Raw genomic sequence first — 16,408 nt, 5'->3', positions numbered from 1 at the left:
GGGAAATGCATTCCTCTGTGGGAGCGAGCCTGCTCGCGAAGCCTCTAAAAATCACCCGCCAAACGCATCCTTGAGGAAACCAGGCGCGATGTAGCGCTGGTAATGCGCCTCGGACAGCAGGAAAAACTCCCGATCAATGGCATCACGCAGTTCCGGCAGGTTCCAGTCACGGAACTCCGGCAGTAAAACCATCCCGTAGGCTTCCAGATTATTGATGACCCGCGCGCCCCGGGCGATCAACTGGTAGGCCCAGCAATAGGCCGATTGATGCGGCACGAAGCGGATCTTGCGTTGCTCCAGCTGGGTTCTGAGCAGCGACGCATCGAAAATTTCCACCTTGGCCGCCATCACCTGGGACAACAACTGCTCGAGACGCAGCCAAACCGCGCGTTTTTCCTCCTCGTTGTAACCGTTCCAGTGAATCACTTCATGGTGGAAACGCTTGCAGCCACGGCACACCAGGTCGCCGTAAACAGTGGAGCAAAGGCCCACGCAGGGTGTCTTGATGGTCTGATTGGGCATAGGTAGGCGAACGCGAAAAGCTAAACAGGCCGGTATGTTAGCCCTTTGTCCACCATTGATCACCCCTCAAAGTTGAGGGCCTCAGGAGAATCCGGGGTTGTGAACCGCCTCCACCAAAGTCCAATAAAACCTGACTTACCTTTAATTTTTTTTTGCCGTAGAATCAGCCTGCCTTTTTAGGCGCCAATGTCCGTTAGAAGCTGTTTTCAAAGCGTCACGAGCACAGTCGTTCCTTCAGAACGGTGTTGGCGAGGGGTTTTTCCAGCGGGGAAAAGCCCAACGCCAACCCTCATCAGCTCCCGTTCTGCAGGCGTAAAACTTTGAAAGCAGCTTCTGTAAGGAATTGTCGGTAATTCTGGCTAAGTGGCTCACAACGCCATGCAGCGCATGAGTACGGCAATTTCGGGATGAGCGTCCCGGACACCCATTTGGGACCACTGATGAGGGTAATAACTGTGCTTGAAGCCTACCGCAAACATATCGAAGAGCGCGCAGCACTGGGTATCGTTCCCCAGCCGCTAAACGCCGAACAAACTGCAGGCCTGGTCGAGCTGCTGAAAAATCCCCCGGCTGGCGAAGAAGCATTTCTCGTTGACCTGATCACCAATCGCGTACCGCCTGGAGTGGACGAAGCAGCCTACGTCAAGGCCGGCTTCCTGTCCGCCATCGCCAAAGGCGAAGCCAAATCCCCCCTGATCGACAAGAAGCGCGCTGTTGAACTGCTCGGCACCATGCAGGGCGGCTACAACATCGTGACCTTGGTCAACCTGCTGGACGACGCCGAACTGGCACCCGTCGCTGCCGAAGAACTCAAGCACACCCTGCTGATGTTCGATGCCTTCCACGACGTCGCTGAAAAAGCCAAGAACGGTAACGTTCACGCCAAGGCCGTGCTGCAGTCCTGGGCTGATGGCGAGTGGTTCGTGAAGCGTCCAACCCTGGCCGACAAGATCAGCCTGCGCGTGTTCAAGGTGACTGGCGAGACCAACACCGACGACCTGTCCCCTGCTCCAGATGCCTGGTCCCGTCCTGACATCCCGCTGCACGCCCTGGCCATGCTGAAAATGGCCCGTGACGGCATCGTTCCGGACGAGCAAGGCAAGACCGGCCCGATGAAGCAGATCGAAGAAATGCGCAACGGCGGTTTCCCGGTTGCCTACGTCGGTGACGTGGTCGGTACCGGTTCTTCGCGTAAATCGGCAACCAACTCCGTACTGTGGTTCTTCGGTGACGACGTTCCTTACGTACCGAACAAGCGTGCCGGCGGTTTCTGCTTCGGCAGCAAGATCGCTCCGATCTTCTACAACACCATGGAAGATGCTGGCGCACTGCCAATCGAATTCGACGTTTCCGGCATGAACATGGGCGACGTGATCGACCTGTACCCGCATGCTGGCAAAGTCTGCAAGCACGGCACCGACGAAGTTCTGACCACCTTCGAAATGAAGACCCCGGTCCTGTTGGACGAAGTTCGCGCCGGCGGCCGTATTCCGCTGATCATCGGCCGTGGCCTGACCGAGAAGGCTCGCACCGAGCTGGGCCTGCCACCTTCGACCCTGTTCAAGAAGCCTGAAGCGCCCGCTGAAAGCACCAAGGGTTTCACCCTGGCGCAGAAGATGGTCGGCAAGGCTTGCGGCGTGACCGGCGTTCGTCCGGGCACCTACTGCGAACCGAAGATGACCACCGTAGGTTCTCAGGACACCACCGGTCCAATGACCCGTGACGAACTGAAAGACCTGGCGTGCCTGGGCTTCTCGACCGACCTGGTGATGCAGTCCTTCTGCCACACCGCGGCGTATCCGAAGCCGATCGACGTGACCACCCACCACACCCTGCCTGACTTCATCATGACCCGTGGCGGCGTATCGCTGCGTCCGGGCGACGGCATCATCCACTCGTGGCTGAACCGCATGCTGCTGCCAGACACCGTGGGTACCGGTGGTGACTCCCACACCCGTTTCCCGATCGGCATCTCGTTCCCGGCCGGTTCCGGCCTGGTTGCGTTCGCCGCAGCCACTGGCGTCATGCCACTGGACATGCCTGAGTCGGTACTGGTTCGCTTCAAGGGCGAGCTGCAACCAGGCGTCACCCTGCGTGACCTGGTTCATGCCATCCCTTACTACGCGATCCAGAAAGGCCTGCTGACCGTCGAGAAGAAAGGCAAGAAGAACGCCTTCTCCGGCCGCATCCTGGAGATCGAAGGTCTGCCTAAGCTGACCGTAGAACAAGCGTTCGAACTGTCCGACGCCTCGGCCGAACGTTCGGCTGCCGGCTGCACCATCCAGCTGTCCAAAGAGTCGATCGCCGAATACCTGCAATCGAACATCACCCTGCTGCGCTGGATGATCGGCGAAGGCTACGGCGATGCCCGTACCCTGGAACGTCGCGCCCAAGCGATGGAAGCCTGGCTGGCCAACCCTGAGCTGATGGAAGCGGACAAAGACGCTGAATACGCCGAAGTCATCGAGATCGACCTGGCCGACATCAAGGAGCCTGTGCTCTGCGCGCCGAACGACCCGGACGACGCTCGCCTGCTCTCCAGCGTTTCTGGCGAGAAGATCGACGAAGTGTTCATCGGTTCGTGCATGACCAACATCGGTCACTTCCGCGCTGCCGGTAAACTGCTGGATCAGGTCAAGGGTCAGCTGCCAACCCGTCTGTGGCTGTCGCCGCCGACCAAGATGGACGCTCACCAACTGACCGAAGAAGGCTACTACGGCATTTACGGCAAGGCCGGCGCTCGCATGGAAATGCCAGGCTGCTCGCTGTGCATGGGTAACCAGGCACGCGTAGAGCCAAACAGCACCGTGGTGTCGACCTCGACCCGTAACTTCCCGAACCGTCTGGGTGACGGCGCGAACGTCTACCTGGCTTCGGCTGAGCTGGCGTCCGTGGCTTCCATCCTGGGTCGCCTGCCGACCGTCGAGGAGTACATGGAATACGCTGGCAAGATCGACAGCATGGCGGCCGATGTTTACCGCTACCTGTCCTTCGACCAGATCGCCGAGTTCCGTGAAGCTGCAGCGAACGCCAACATCCCGGTCGTTCAAGCCTAACGTTACACAGCAATGAAAAACGCCGCCCATCGTGAGATGAGCGGCGTTTTTTTTATGCTTTCCCTGTGGGAGCGAGCCTGCTCGCGAAAGCGATAATTCAGTCGACATTGATGTCAGCTGGCACATCGCCTTCGCGAGCAGGCTCGCTCCCACAAGTTATACGTTCGGCTCAAGCGCCTGCTGCACCGCCCCATCCACACTCAATCCACTCAACATCACGTTGCAGGCCTTCACCTCGGGCAACGCAGCCAATGCGGCTTCGGCACTGTCCTTGAGGCGAGCCAGAATCAATCGCTTGCCTTCCAGATCTACACGCTCAAAAAATGCCTGCATCGCCTCAATGCTGGTGCCATCCAGATCCGGCGACTCTTCCAGACTGAGAATCACCGTATGAATCGGCGCCTGCGAATGCCGGATCAGGCGCAAGGCGCCGCCGAGGATCCGCTCGACATTGGCAAAGAACAACGCTTCATCCGGACGGACAATCAACACACCCGGCTGCGTTTTCGCCGTCGGATGGCGTTGCAAGTCGACAAAATCGTGGCCGTCATCGATACGACCGAGAATCTGGATGTCTGCTGCCGACATCTGCTTGAGCATCAGTAACACGCTGATTGCCACCGCCACCAGCAAACCGTCGAGCACACCCAATACCAGCACCGCCCCCACGGCGCAAATCACCAGCAGACGGTCACGCCGCCAGATGAAATAGCGTCCCAACGGTTGCAGGCTCAAACCACGACTCAGCGCGTGGATGACGATAGCGGCGAGAATCGGCTCCGGGGTCAGGGCGATATAAGGCAACACCGTCAAAACGATGAGCAGCACCACCAGTGCCGCCACCCCACCGGCCAGCCGTGAGGTTGCGCCAGCGGCTTCATTGGCCGATGTCGCCGAATACCCTGCACCCGCGGGCATGCCGTGGAACAGGCCGGACAGCAGATTGGAAGCACCGAGCGCCAGCAGGTCCCGATTGGAGGTGATGCGATCGCCGTGTTTAAGCGCGTAGGCACTGATGGAGCCGTAGGACTCCGCGTACAGGATCATCACCATGGCAAACGCCAGTTCCCCAAGACGCAACCAGTCAGCGAACGGCAGAACCGGAAGCGTTGGCACGTCCAGGCTGAGGTCGATCACCCCGATCAACTTCACTCCGTACGCCGGCAGGTCCAACCAATGGCCGGCGGCGATGCCAATCACCACCACCAGCAATCCGCCAGGCAGGCGTCGAAACCTCGCAAACAGGTGTAACAGCAGCAAAGCCACGGTACCAACGCTCGCGGCGACCCCATTCCATTGGGGCAGTTGTTCGAGCAACTGCGGCAGGAATCGCACCAGATTGGCATCACTCAGATGCACCCCGACCACACTGGCGACCTGCTTGAAAATAATGGTCAGCGCCAGGCCGAAGGCAAAACCGCGCAACACAGGTTTGGCGATGAATGACGTCACGCTGCCGAGCTTGAATAAGCCCGCCAGCAAAAAGAATGCACCGGTCATCAGCACCAGCCCGATCGCCAGGGTCGAGCGCAGGTGCGGGTCGCCATTGGCCAGGGTGGCGGTCGCGGCAGCCAGGACGGCGGCCGAGGATGAGGTCGCAGAGACAATGGCAAAGCGACTGGAGCCGAACAGGCCATAGCACAACAGGCCGGCGAACAGGGCGATGACGCCCGCCTGGGGAGCGAGTGCCGCGATGCTTGAGTACGCGACCGCTTCGGGCAACAGCAGTCCGGCGATCGACAACCCGGCCAACAGGTCCTGCCATCGGTTGCGTTGCTCAGAGGGGTTTTGAGGCGAGGCGCTCGACAATCCAGTGTCTCCAGGCGAAAAAAAGCCGCTGCACGCTTCACGCGCAACGGCCACTGTAGCTGTCAAACCGGCACCAGGCGAGCCGGCCGAGCGATCAAATCAACGAATAGATCAACGCCGAAATCGCCACCAGGCCCACTGCGACGACAAACACGTTCGATGCCTGGCCACGGTAGCGTGCCATCGCTGGCACCTTGCGAATGGCGTACATCGGCATCAGGAACAGGATGGCCGCAATCACCGGGCCGCCCAGGGTTTCGATCATGCCGAGGATGCTCGGGTTCAGCGTGGCAACAATCCAGCACACCACCAGCATGAAGGCAGCGGTCATGCGATCCAGGGTCTTGGCCGCCGGACGCTTGCCGCTTTTGACGATCAGGCCCTTGAGGCCTTCGCTGGCGCCGATGTAGTGCCCCAGGAACGACTTGGAAATGGCCACGAAGGCAATCAACGGCGCCGCGAAGGCGATGGTCGGGTTGCTGAAGTGGTTGGCCAGGTACGACAGGATCGACAGGTTCTGCGCTTTCGCCTCGGCCAGTTGCGCTGGCGACAGTGTCAGCACGCAGCTGAAGACGAAGAACAGCACCATCACCACCATCAAGGCGTGGGCGCGAGACAGGATCTGCGAGCTGCGCTGTTCGGCGTGGTCACCGTAACGACGCTTCTGGTCCACCGCGAACGCCGAGATGATCGGCGAGTGATTGAACGAGAACACCATCACCGGGATTGCCAGCCATAGGGTGTGCAACAGCGCCGACGGCTCAGGCACGCTACTGGCCGTGGTCAGGATGCCGCCGTTCCAGTGCGGAATCAGATACACCGCCAGGAACAGCAGCGCGACGATGAATGGGTAGACCATCAGGCTCATGGCCTTGACGATCAACTGCTCGCCGCAACGCACCACTGCCAGCAGACCGAGGATCAGCACCAGCGACAGCACGGCGCGCGGTGGCGGCATGATGTGCAGTTGATGTTCCAGGAAGCTGCCCACGGTGTTGGTCAGGGCCACGCTGTAGATCAGCAGGATCGGGAAGATCGCGAAGAAGTACAGCAAGGTGATCAACGCGCCGGCCTTGAGGCCGAAATGCTCCTCCACCACCTCGGTGATGTCCGCGCCTTCACGACCGGACAACACGAAGCGGGTCAGGCCGCGGTGCGCGTAGAAGGTCATCGGGAACGCCAGCAACGCCAGGACCAGCAGCGGCCAGAAGCCGCCCAGGCCCGCATTGATCGGTAAAAACAGGGTGCCCGCACCAATCGCCGTGCCAAAAAGGCCCAGCATCCAGGTGGTGTCCTGACGGTTCCAGCTCGAAAGCGTCGCGGGTGTCGCTGCTACAAAGCGTTCGTTAACGCTATTGGCCTGATCATTCATCCGGTGGGATCTCCACATTCCGGTCACTTGCCACCCGGCCAGAACGCGTCGGAATACCCGACAGGCAGCGCCCTGACCGAAACAGGGGCGCGATTCTCCAAGATTAATGAACAGAAGCAAAGACTTAGATGAGGAACGGTTGTACCAGGTTGCACCCTACCCCCCTGTAGGAGCGAGCATGCTCGCGATGGTCGTTAACGATAACGCTGTCAGCCTGACACCCCGAGGTGTTCTTGAACCCATCGCGAGCATGCTCGCTCCTACAGGGCATCAACTATCTCTTCCGACGACGAGCGCTTGATAAAGGTCATTCATCATGTATTTTTAAACACACCTGCCCTCAACCCGGAGTCATGCCATGCCACTGGTTCGCGTCGAAATCAAAAAGCAACAGGACCCCACCTACGCCAAACGCATCGGCGAGCTGATCTACGCGGCGATGCACAGCACCATTGGCGTGCCCAAGGACGATAACTTCCAGATCCTGGCCGAACACGACGAGCATCACTTCATCTTTGATCCCCAATACCTGGGCATCCAGCGCACTGACAACCTGGTGGTCATTCAGATAACCATGAGCGAAGGCCGCACCGTCGAGCAGAAGAAACTGCTCTACAAAACCATCGCCGAGAGTCTGCACAGCGAACTGGCCGTGCGCCTGGAAGATGTTTTCATTAATCTGGTGGAAGTGAAGAAGGAAAACTGGTCGTTCGGCAATGGCATTGCCCAATACGCCCTCTGATCGCCAATCTTGATACCTGTGAGCCGCCAATGCCTCGAGTTTCCCGCAAGCAAGCCGACCTCAACCGCGAAACCATTGTCGACGCCGCTACACGGCTGTTTCGCGAACGTGGCCTGCACGGCATCAGTGTGGTCGATGTGATGGCCGCTGCCGGCCTGACCCATGGCGGCTTCTACGGTCACTTCGAGTCCAAGGAAGCCTTGGCCAAGGAGGCCAGTGAACGGGTCTTCAAAGAGGTGGGCACACGCTGGCGGGAACGGATCGCCACCACCGACGACAAGGCCGCCGCGCGCAAGGCCCTCATCGAGCCGTACCTCTCCGCCCATAGCCGAGATAACCCGGGCGAAAGCTGCCCGGTCGTGGCCTTCGCCGGCGACATGTGCCATGAAAGCGCCGACAGTGGCCTACGCGAACCGTTCCTGGAAGGACTGAACCGGCTGCTCGATTCATTTGGCAAGCTGATGGATTCAGAAGACCCCGACGAAAATCGGCAGCAGGCACTGGTGCAGTACTCATTGATGGTCGGCGCCCTAACGCTGGCCCGCGCCACCCGGGGCGAAGCCCTGTCGGATGAGATCCTCAAAGCTGCTCAACGTTTTTTGACCGCTGAGAAGCCCGAGCCCCCTTCCCCGATCTAATGCTGTTCACTTGTAGGAGCGAGCAAGCTCGCGATGGACGTCAACGATAACGCTGGCAGCCTGACACCCCGTGGCGTCCTGAAGTCCATCGCGAGCTTGCTCGCTCCTACAGTGAACAGCATTACCTTCCCCGGTCTGAATATTCAGCGTCGTCAAAAAAAGATCGCAGGCTGCGCCAGCTCCTACACTCAAAAGCATGCGAAGACAGCATTGCCAAAATGTTTCGCAGCCAGCACTCTCAACCGACGTTCGAGCCCATCTCATGCCCAACAGGAGCCAAGCATGCCCGCAACCGTTCTGGTACTGGTTGAAACCATCAATGATTACCTGCCCATTCTCGAACATCAGGGCTTCCACCTGATTCTGGCCCCGACCCCGGCCGAGCGCGCCGAAGCCATCAGCCGTCATGCAAGCCAGATCGATGCCGTCCTGACCCGTGGCCCACTGGGCCTGTACACCGATGAAATCGCCGCCCTGCCCAATCTCAAGATCATCTGCGTGATCGGTGCCGGATACGAAATGGTCGACCTGCAAGCCGCCGCCGACCGGGACATCACCGTGACCAATGGCGCCGGGGTCAATGCCTCGTCGGTCGCCGACCACGCCATGGCCCTGCTGCTGTCGCTGGTGCGCGATGTGCCGCGTTGCGACGCCGCCGTACGCCGGGGCGAGTGGCCAAAAATCATGCGCCCGTCCCTGGCCGGCAAGCGACTGGGCATTCTCGGCCTTGGCGCCGTCGGCCTGGCCATTGCCAAACGCGCCGCCGCGGGTTTCGACATGACCGTGAGTTATCACAACCGCCAGCATCGCAGCAACGTACCCTACGACTACTGCTCGACCCCCACCGAGCTGGCACGCGCCTCGGACTTTCTGATCGTCGCGGCTCCGGGCGGTCTCGGTACCCAACACCTGATCAACCGCCAGGTCCTCGATGCCCTGGGTCCCAAGGGTTTTCTCGTCAACATTGCCCGGGCCAGTGTGGTCGTGACCGCCGACCTGATCAGTGCGCTGGAGCAACGGCGGATCGCCGGCGCCGCGCTGGATGTATTCGATGCCGAACCGCAGGTGCCGGACGCCCTGAAAAACCTGAGCAACGTGATCCTCACGCCCCACGTCGCCGGTCTGTCACCGGAAGCGACCCAAGGCACCGTGGAGTTGGTGGGCAAGAATCTGGTGGCGTTTTTCTCCGGTCAACCAGTGCAGACACCGATCGAATTACCGCAGCCGGCCTCCAGCCTGCAAGTCCACTAAAGAACGCCGAGCAGCGTCCAGAGCCGACGGGATTCGGCATCGGCGCTGATCAGCTCGCCCAGCAATTCGCTCAACGGCTTGTTGCCCCACTCCACCCCGCGCTTGATCAGATACGGCACGGGGCTGTGGGGCTCGGTCCGCGACAGGTACTCGGCAATGACCAGCAGTTGCCGATAGGCCTCCTCACGACTGCCCGGTTCGCGAAAAACCTGGGGCGATGGCATTTCCGGCGAATCGATCTGCGGCTGTGCCACAGGGGTTTCGGCGGGAGTCGCAACAGTCTGTCCTGGATGCATGGCGATGAACTCCCGGACCAACGTCAACAGCGCTTCAATGATATCTTGCAAGGGGCGATACCCCGGGCCTTGATCGCCGAGCTGCTGATCGCTCCAGGTCTCCAATCGTTGCAGTTGTTGCAGGCTGAGCAGCAGGTTGTCCTGTTTGCCCAACCAGGATGACAAGGGAATTGCGCGGACCTGCTCGACCAGTTTTTTCTGTTCGCTGCGTGCATTCTCCGCCGACGCCTTGGCGCCCTTGCTGTCATTACCCTGGACCTGCTGCAACTGCAATCGTCGCCAGTTATCGAGACTGAAGCCGTCGAATTCGCTATTGCCCGACGCAAACAGTGGCACGCGGGTCAACAGCACCTCGCTAAAACGACGCACCAGCCACTCCAGCGGAATCACCCGCCAGGATTGATCGCCATCCTCGGCCTGGGGGTGCAGTTGTTGCGGATAGCGTTCACATAATCCGGCCACCAGCGCCAGACTGTCGGGTAACGCTTCGAGCCCGGCCTGATGCAGCCAAGCCTCCCCCAGCCAGGCGCTGAGCATCAGATCCTTGCTGCGCTCCAGCAACAGACTCGTTGCCAGCTTCTCCACCTCCGGCCATTGCGCCCGTTTGATCGACGATTGCCAGACGCCCGTGGGCAGGCTGGTGTCGTCTTCGCGGCGCATTTCACGCAACAGGTCGAACTCACGCTCGTAACGCAGATCCAGCCCGCAAGGTGCCTCTTCGCTGATCGGCGTCAGCAACCGGGTAACCCGTTCAGGCAACGTCGTTGATGGCAGGCTCACAGGCCCTCCTCCTGCATCGAATTGGCGGCGGTTGTGCCCGTGAACGCAAACGGAGAACGCGGGGCGCGAGTGGGCAGCGGTTGAATCGACAACGGCAGTTTCGAGCCCTGGGTCATCAGCGACAGGCGCATGTACATCAGGGTTTGCCCGGAGGTGACGTTGGGCTGCGCCGTGACCGGCAGGCGCAAGCTCAGCGGGAACTCGGTGTAATCCACGTTCGGCTGGCGTTGTACGGAATAATGCGCGCGCATCAGACGCAGCAACGACCAGGGGCCGCTGTACTCCCAACCCGCTTCCAGGTCTCGCACTACCAGACTCGATTGCAACGGATCGTTGACCGGCCGCTGGGAACCGTTGCGCGCCCAGCGCAGAGTCAGGCGGATCGGCTGACCGACCATCCAGCGCAGGTTCGGCTGGGGTTCACCGGGGTAGCTGACCTGCTGGTTGCCAGCGATCAGGCTCCAGGCAATCACCTGATCGGCACCACGTTCTTCCTCACGGTCAGTACGCCAGCGCACATCCAGTTCAAGCCCGAGGATGCCGCTCTTGTCGCGGATGAACAGTGGACCCAGCCAGGTGCTGGCCTGTTTCAGGCGGTTGAGAAAATCCTCGGCAGCCAATCGTTCGGGGGTCTGGCTCAGGGATAGCCCGGCCTGGGCCACCGGCAGGCGCTTGTCGATCAGCTCCAGGAAATGCTGTACCCGCGCCGGATCGGCGTCGGCGACCTGCAGACCGTTGGCGAACGGAAAGCGATCGGCCAGGTACTGATTGAAGTAATTGGCCAGGTCATTCCAGGCGGCGGATGCCTGTTGCTGTTGCAACCACTGGCAGCGGCGCATGGCAGTTTGCTGCAAATCCAGCGCACGCATGGCCAGCGTGCCGCGCCCCCCTGACAAGTTGACGGTTTGCAGGATCTGGCCGCAGGACCCGGTGTCCATGTCAATGAAGTCACGGCTGACTAGTTGCTCGATCTGTGCCGGCGAACTGGCCGGGTTCTGATCCTTGTACTTGAGCAACTCGTCATTGAGCGCACTGAACTGCGTCACACGCTCGTAATCCAGCGCCGGCAGGTTCTGCTGCTGGGTCTTCAACCACTCCAGCGCCGAGGTGCGGCGTTCGGTGATGCCGAGCATGGTGTTGAACTGCTGCTTGAGATTGAGCTTCAAGTCCTGCACATCACTGGCGCCAAACAGCTGCAAGCCTAGATTTTTCGAGCCGTCCCACTGATTGATTTCCGCGCGCCCGCTGAACAATGGCTGCGCCACCACTTCCTCCAGGCCGTCGGTGATCTGCGCCATGGCGCGGCGATTCAAGGCGCTTTGCAGGCGGGTGGCGAGGTCGCTGCGTCGTACCTCGACAAAGGCTTTCTGCAACGCGATGGCCTGCGGCGCCTGCACGTTGAATACGCCGTAGGCGTGCGTCTGCTCATTGTGGGTGCTGATGCTTTGCCACATGGCCTTGGCCACCGCGCCCTCGGCGGACTGCATCAGCGCACCGCGGTAATCCGCCGGGATACGCGGCAACTCGTCGGCGACATAACTCTTGTAGCTGGCGAAGTAATTGAGCGCCGCATTGAGGTCATCGCCATCGACACTCTCTCCTTGCACGATCGCCGCGTCCGCCTGATCCGAGTGCATCGCGATCGAAACGAAGTCACGCTTGAACAGCGCCTGCACCGCGTTATCGAGCTGTACCACATGTTCCTGCAACACCAGTTGCCCACTGCCCTGCTGCGCCAGCAGGTTGCCCCGGGCGCCCAACTGCGCGATCCATTGGTCACGGAAACGCTGCTGCAAGTTCGCCGCTTGCAGTTCCAGGCGCTGCTCCACCTGGGGCCCGAGCAAGCTGCTCTGGCGCACTTTGTTCATCATTTCCCGATACCCCGGCACCAGGTCCTGGCCCTTGCCACGCCCCCAGGCCGAGTTGGTCAGGCTGATTTGCGCTTGCAGGTCATCCACCAGACCGCGCAGGTCTTCGAGCTCCTTCAGGGAGTTGCCGCTGCCCACTTCCAACTGTTCCAGATGCAGTTTGAGGTAACCGGCCTGACGCACGAAGTTGTCAGCCAGAAAATACTGATCCAGCCAGCGCTCCATGAGCCCGGAGAAATTTTCCTCGACCAATGCGCGATCCGCGCTCAGGTCCAGGGCCTTGAAGTCGGTGTCGTCAGTGTCGAACAACAGACGGTTGTAGTAAGCGGCGTGGCGCAGCGTACCGGCATTGAGGTTCAGCGACAGCGCGTTGTTGCTCAGCTGTATCAGGTCCTCGAGTGGATCCTTGGTGCTGTTCAAAGCCTGGTTGAACCACTGGTTCTGCTGCTCCAGGCCGACCGCCAGCGACACCAGTTCATTAGCCTTGACGTAGTTTTGCCACTGCGCCGGATCCTCGCTTTCCACATTACCGCGACGCTCGGTGTTACGGATGGATTTGAGTTGCGTCATCTCGGCAAGCAGCAGTTCATGCAACGGGTGCAGCAAATGACGCCGGGCGGTCTCACGCAACTCGCTCTCCAATCGCGCATCCAGCGAAGAGAACCACGACGTTGGGTATGCCAGAGAGGTAAACGTCCAGCGCGGCGCCTTTTCCAGCACCCGCCAGAAACTCTGGACATTACGGCGCGTCGGCTCCAGCCAATGAGTTTCATCGGTCACGGACACGTAGCTTTTTTGCGCCGCTTGCAGGTGACGCGCCAGGTCATGGGCGTCTTTTACCGACTGCTGCCAGACCCACACCATGCAACCGGCCCAGATCACACCGAGTAACAGCGCCACCCCGGCGGTCAGGCGCTGCCAGCGTTGGCGCAGGCGCAACAGGCGCGGCACTGCTTGGGCCAGGCCGCGCTCGGCGACCACACGCTGACGCCATAACTGGCGCATGAAGGCGTTGCGCTGCAAGTCGTTGTCGTAGGCCGAAAAGCCGTCAGGCGTATCCTCCGCCGGCTGATTGGCGGTGAAGTACACGCCGCGAAACCGTGGTGCCTCGCCTTGGCTGTTGCCCTGGAACACCGGCTCCAGCAAGGTTTGCAAGGGTCGGCGCAGCGTCTCGAAACGCTCCGGCAAGGCAAACAGGTCGCTGCTCAGTTGGCCGGACAAGGTGCCGATTTCGATGATCGATTCCGACAGTGCCCGATACACCTGGTCCAGCGCCTGATCAGTGTTCTGCGATTGCCAGACTGCGTCCGGGCCAAACGGCGAAGACCAGCCCAGGGTACGCTCACGGGCGTCTTTGGGCAGCGTCGAGATCAGTTCCTGAAACCCCGGCAGCTCCTCCAGGCCCGTCACCACCACGTACACCGGCAGGCTCAGTCCGAAGCGTTGCAGCAAGTCGATAAACCGCCGACGCGCCGCCAATCCCAGGCTGGCGGCCTGCTCTACATTGCCCAGGCGGCTGACTGGCACGGTCCAGATCACCCCGTCCAATGGTCGTTGGCTGCGCAGGCGTAAAATCAAACCCAACAACCGCCACCAACCTCCGCGTTGCCGTGTCATGCCTTCATCGGGCAAAAACAACGCCTGTGGCACCACCAGCACGGCACCATCGGAATCGGACCACCAGCGGCCAAACCAGGCGGGTTTGTCCGTGGGTTGCAGTTGCCACTGGCTGCATAACTGCGAGCCCTGGGTTTCATTACCGAGCATCAGCATCCAGGGCATCTGGTAGCGATCCTGAACGCCTTGTTCCTGCTCCATCGATCGCACAGCCATGTAGAAACTGCGAATCGCCGCCCCGCTTTGCGTGCGCCACCACCACAGCGCCAGCAACAGCACGACCAGCAGCAACACCAGGGCGATGACCGTTGCGACAATCGCCAAGGCACTCATTCGACCGGCTCCTGCGCAACGTCGGTCATCTGTAACACCGGTTCGAGCTCCTGACTGATGTCACGCCAGAACAACTGTCCCAGTCCCGTCAGCAACAACACCATCCCGAGGATGCACAGCCACAGGCGAAAGCCATCGGGCAGCGACTGCCGAACCGGCAACTGTACGGGAGCAACGAGCGCAGGTTGTTGCAGGCGGGCACTGACATCCTCCTCGCTCGCCTCATGCTGCCAGGCGAAGGTGTACAGCGCCTGCCGCCATCGCTCATGTTGCACCTGGCTTTGCTCACCGCGCAGGCCCCCCTGGAATCCGAGGATCAAGCATTGCAGATAGACATTGGCCAAGTCGCGGGTGGTGGGATTCTGTTCGTCCAGCAAGGTCTTGATCGCCAGCGGCACCTGCTCGCCCGCCTGACGACTGGCATAGAGTCGCGACTCCAGGGGCTTGTCCTGCCAGGCCGCCTGCCCCGGCCAGGAAGTGAACAACAGCGTTTCATCGATCAGCGCGACATAGGCATAGACCAGCGCCTTGACCTGATCGGTGGCGGCATCCCCCACCCGGGCGAACGCCGTACGCCACAGACGCTGGGAGGCCTGGGTGGACAGCTCGACGACCGCCTCCACCAGCGAATCATCCTCGCTGTCCTTGGGCAATTCATTCCAGGCCCGGAACCATTGCTGCCAGGCGTCGCGAAAAGCGCTGCTCAATGGCGCTTCCTGAAGACCTCGTGTTGCCGTTGCGATGACTTGCGACATGCCACGCCCCTTCCCTGATCACACCTGTTCGTTGACCTGAGCGACAAACAGCACCACTTGCCACGGACTGCTGGCCGGCTTCGCCGCGGGGGCTGCGATCACCAGCGGCACCTGCGGGTCGAACCACGAACCTTCGGCCGTCACCACGAACAATCGCGTGTCATCACCGACGCTGTAGGCCACTTGCTCGTGGCGACTCATCGCCTGGTGCGCCAGGCCGCTCATGCGCTGGCGGCCGAGCAGTGCGATGTGCGGCGCCGACGCGATGATCGCGCCGCGCAGCCATTCGCCGGCTGCCTGCTCGCTGGCGCCGTTGGGCATGCGCAAGCCGATCACCAACCGTTGGCTGGGTTGATCGTCGGGGAGTTGCAGGGAAAAATGCTGCTCGATGCGTTCGAAGTTCAGGCTGCGATACCCCGCACGGATCAGCTCCAGTGTCTTCTCCAGCCAATCGAGCAGCGCATCAAAGCCCCGTTGCAGCTCAAGAAAATCCAGCGGCGCGAACGCCGGCACCCCGGCCAGTGGATCGAGGGCCGCCCAGGCGCCGGCCATTCCAAGTAGCTGCCCATGCAAGCCTTGCGGCGTCGCCAGTCGACTGTTCAGCGTGCCTTCAACCTCGGGCAGGCGCGCCCAGAGTGCGGTCAATTGCCGGCGGATCTCCATCGCGTCGTCCAGATTGCCCGCCTGCTGCGCCTGACGCAAACGCCCGGCGAGGAACATGCATTTCTCCCGAGTCCGGGCACACAACCCAGCCACCCGCCGCCCCAGCACCGAGTCCGGCAACAGGCATGGCGTGGGTGGCGTGTAAGGCAGCGCGTGAAAGCCGCCGCCCTCCTTGCGGATTCTCAGCAGCGGCAGACAGATCGAATCGGCTTTGTTCAATTGCGTGCAAAGGCGAGGATTGGGCCGCCAAACGGTGATCGACTCCGGGGACTCGCCACTGGTGAGATCGGGCAGCGCCTCGCCGACCACCGATTGCAGCCGTCCCTTGAGCGGCACCAACTGGCCGGCCCGCCACAACGGACTGACCGCCAGGTAGACCGTGACCGTGGCATCGTCGGTAGCATTGACCGCGTCACCGATATCCAACTCCAGCATCGGCCCCACGCCGGCCTGGATGTTGACGGGCAAACCGTCGGGTAAGGTCGCCCGGAGCTGGAGCACACGGACGAGCCCGCCGCTCAGTGCAGAAGGATCGAACTCTGCCCGGCTCACGCCCCAGAACCACGGATTGCAAGCTTGCGCCAAATGCGCCACCAGCGCTTCGGCCCGCAACCCTTGCAACTGAAAATGCTGAGGCAGCAATTGCATGCCTTCATGCCAGCAAACCGCATCAGGTAGCAGACTCATACGATTCCCTTCGACATTC

General features: G+C 61.0%; 11 protein-coding genes. 4 read left to right on the top strand and 7 right to left on the bottom strand.

The window, feature by feature from the left end; all coding sequences use genetic code 11:
* Nucleotides 1–51 precede the first annotated feature (51 nt).
* Nucleotides 52–522, bottom strand: a complete 471-nt coding sequence (locus ACSFE6_RS22745; RefSeq protein ID WP_096510965.1) for a DUF1289 domain-containing protein — start codon at nt 520–522, stop codon at nt 52–54.
* A gap of 455 nt (nt 523–977) precedes the next feature.
* Here ACSFE6_RS22745 and acnB point away from each other — a divergent pair, with 455 nt between their 5' ends.
* Nucleotides 978–3,578 carry a bifunctional aconitate hydratase 2/2-methylisocitrate dehydratase gene (acnB, locus tag ACSFE6_RS22740; protein ID WP_435429685.1) on the top strand — a complete coding sequence of 867 codons (2,601 nt, stop codon included), beginning with the start codon at nt 978–980 and terminating at the stop codon, nt 3,576–3,578.
* A 156-nt stretch (nt 3,579–3,734) separates the two neighbouring features.
* On the opposite strand, the gene ACSFE6_RS22735 is transcribed toward acnB, so the two are convergent.
* Together ACSFE6_RS22735 and ACSFE6_RS22730 are read right to left on the bottom strand one after the other, a co-directional pair.
* Nucleotides 3,735–5,387, bottom strand: coding sequence for a SulP family inorganic anion transporter (locus ACSFE6_RS22735; protein ID WP_435429684.1), 1,653 nt, complete (start codon nt 5,385–5,387; stop codon nt 3,735–3,737).
* Between the two features lie 94 nt (nt 5,388–5,481).
* The gene (locus ACSFE6_RS22730; RefSeq protein WP_435429683.1) at nt 5,482–6,759 is read right to left on the bottom strand and encodes a serine/threonine transporter; all 1,278 of its coding nucleotides are present in this window, start codon (nt 6,757–6,759) and stop codon (nt 5,482–5,484) included.
* A 358-nt stretch (nt 6,760–7,117) separates the two neighbouring features.
* Between ACSFE6_RS22730 and ACSFE6_RS22725 the strand changes: the two genes are divergently transcribed.
* The 3 genes from ACSFE6_RS22725 (at nt 7,118) to ACSFE6_RS22715 (ending at nt 9,390) form a co-directional block, all read left to right on the top strand.
* Entirely contained in the window at nt 7,118–7,501 is a 384-nt protein-coding gene (locus ACSFE6_RS22725) for a tautomerase family protein (protein ID WP_435429682.1), read from the top strand.
* Between the two features lie 29 nt (nt 7,502–7,530).
* Complete coding sequence (locus ACSFE6_RS22720) at nt 7,531–8,139, top strand: TetR/AcrR family transcriptional regulator (RefSeq protein ID WP_435429681.1); 609 nt, start codon at nt 7,531–7,533, stop codon at nt 8,137–8,139.
* Nucleotides 8,140–8,421: 282 nt separating this feature from the next.
* Nucleotides 8,422–9,390, top strand: a complete 969-nt coding sequence (locus ACSFE6_RS22715; protein WP_435429680.1) for a 2-hydroxyacid dehydrogenase — start codon at nt 8,422–8,424, stop codon at nt 9,388–9,390.
* Here ACSFE6_RS22715 and tssA read toward each other — a convergent pair.
* The 4 genes from tssA to tssK are packed head-to-tail and all read right to left on the bottom strand — an operon-like array spanning nt 9,387 to nt 16,389.
* Nucleotides 9,387–10,466, bottom strand: a complete 1,080-nt coding sequence (tssA, locus tag ACSFE6_RS22710) for a type VI secretion system protein TssA (RefSeq protein WP_435429679.1) — start codon at nt 10,464–10,466, stop codon at nt 9,387–9,389. The genes ACSFE6_RS22715 and tssA overlap by 4 nt on opposite strands.
* Nucleotides 10,463–14,284 carry a type VI secretion system protein gene (locus ACSFE6_RS22705; protein WP_435429678.1) on the bottom strand — a complete coding sequence of 1,274 codons (3,822 nt, stop codon included), beginning with the start codon at nt 14,282–14,284 and terminating at the stop codon, nt 10,463–10,465. Before ACSFE6_RS22705 ends, tssA begins: the two co-directional genes overlap by 4 nt.
* A complete protein-coding gene (locus ACSFE6_RS22700) occupies nt 14,281–15,039 on the bottom strand; it encodes a DotU family type IV/VI secretion system protein (RefSeq protein ID WP_435429677.1) in 759 nt (252 codons plus the stop codon). Before ACSFE6_RS22700 ends, ACSFE6_RS22705 begins: the two co-directional genes overlap by 4 nt.
* 18 nt (nt 15,040–15,057) lie before the next feature.
* A complete protein-coding gene (gene tssK, locus ACSFE6_RS22695) occupies nt 15,058–16,389 on the bottom strand; it encodes a type VI secretion system baseplate subunit TssK (protein WP_435429676.1) in 1,332 nt (443 codons plus the stop codon).
* Nucleotides 16,390–16,408: the final 19 nt, after the last annotated feature.

Source organism: Pseudomonas baetica (genome assembly GCF_051216495.1).
GTDB lineage: Bacteria > Pseudomonadota > Gammaproteobacteria > Pseudomonadales > Pseudomonadaceae > Aquipseudomonas > Aquipseudomonas baetica_B.
Note: the sequence above shows the minus strand (reverse complement) of the source record. Positions and strands in the feature narration are given on the sequence as shown.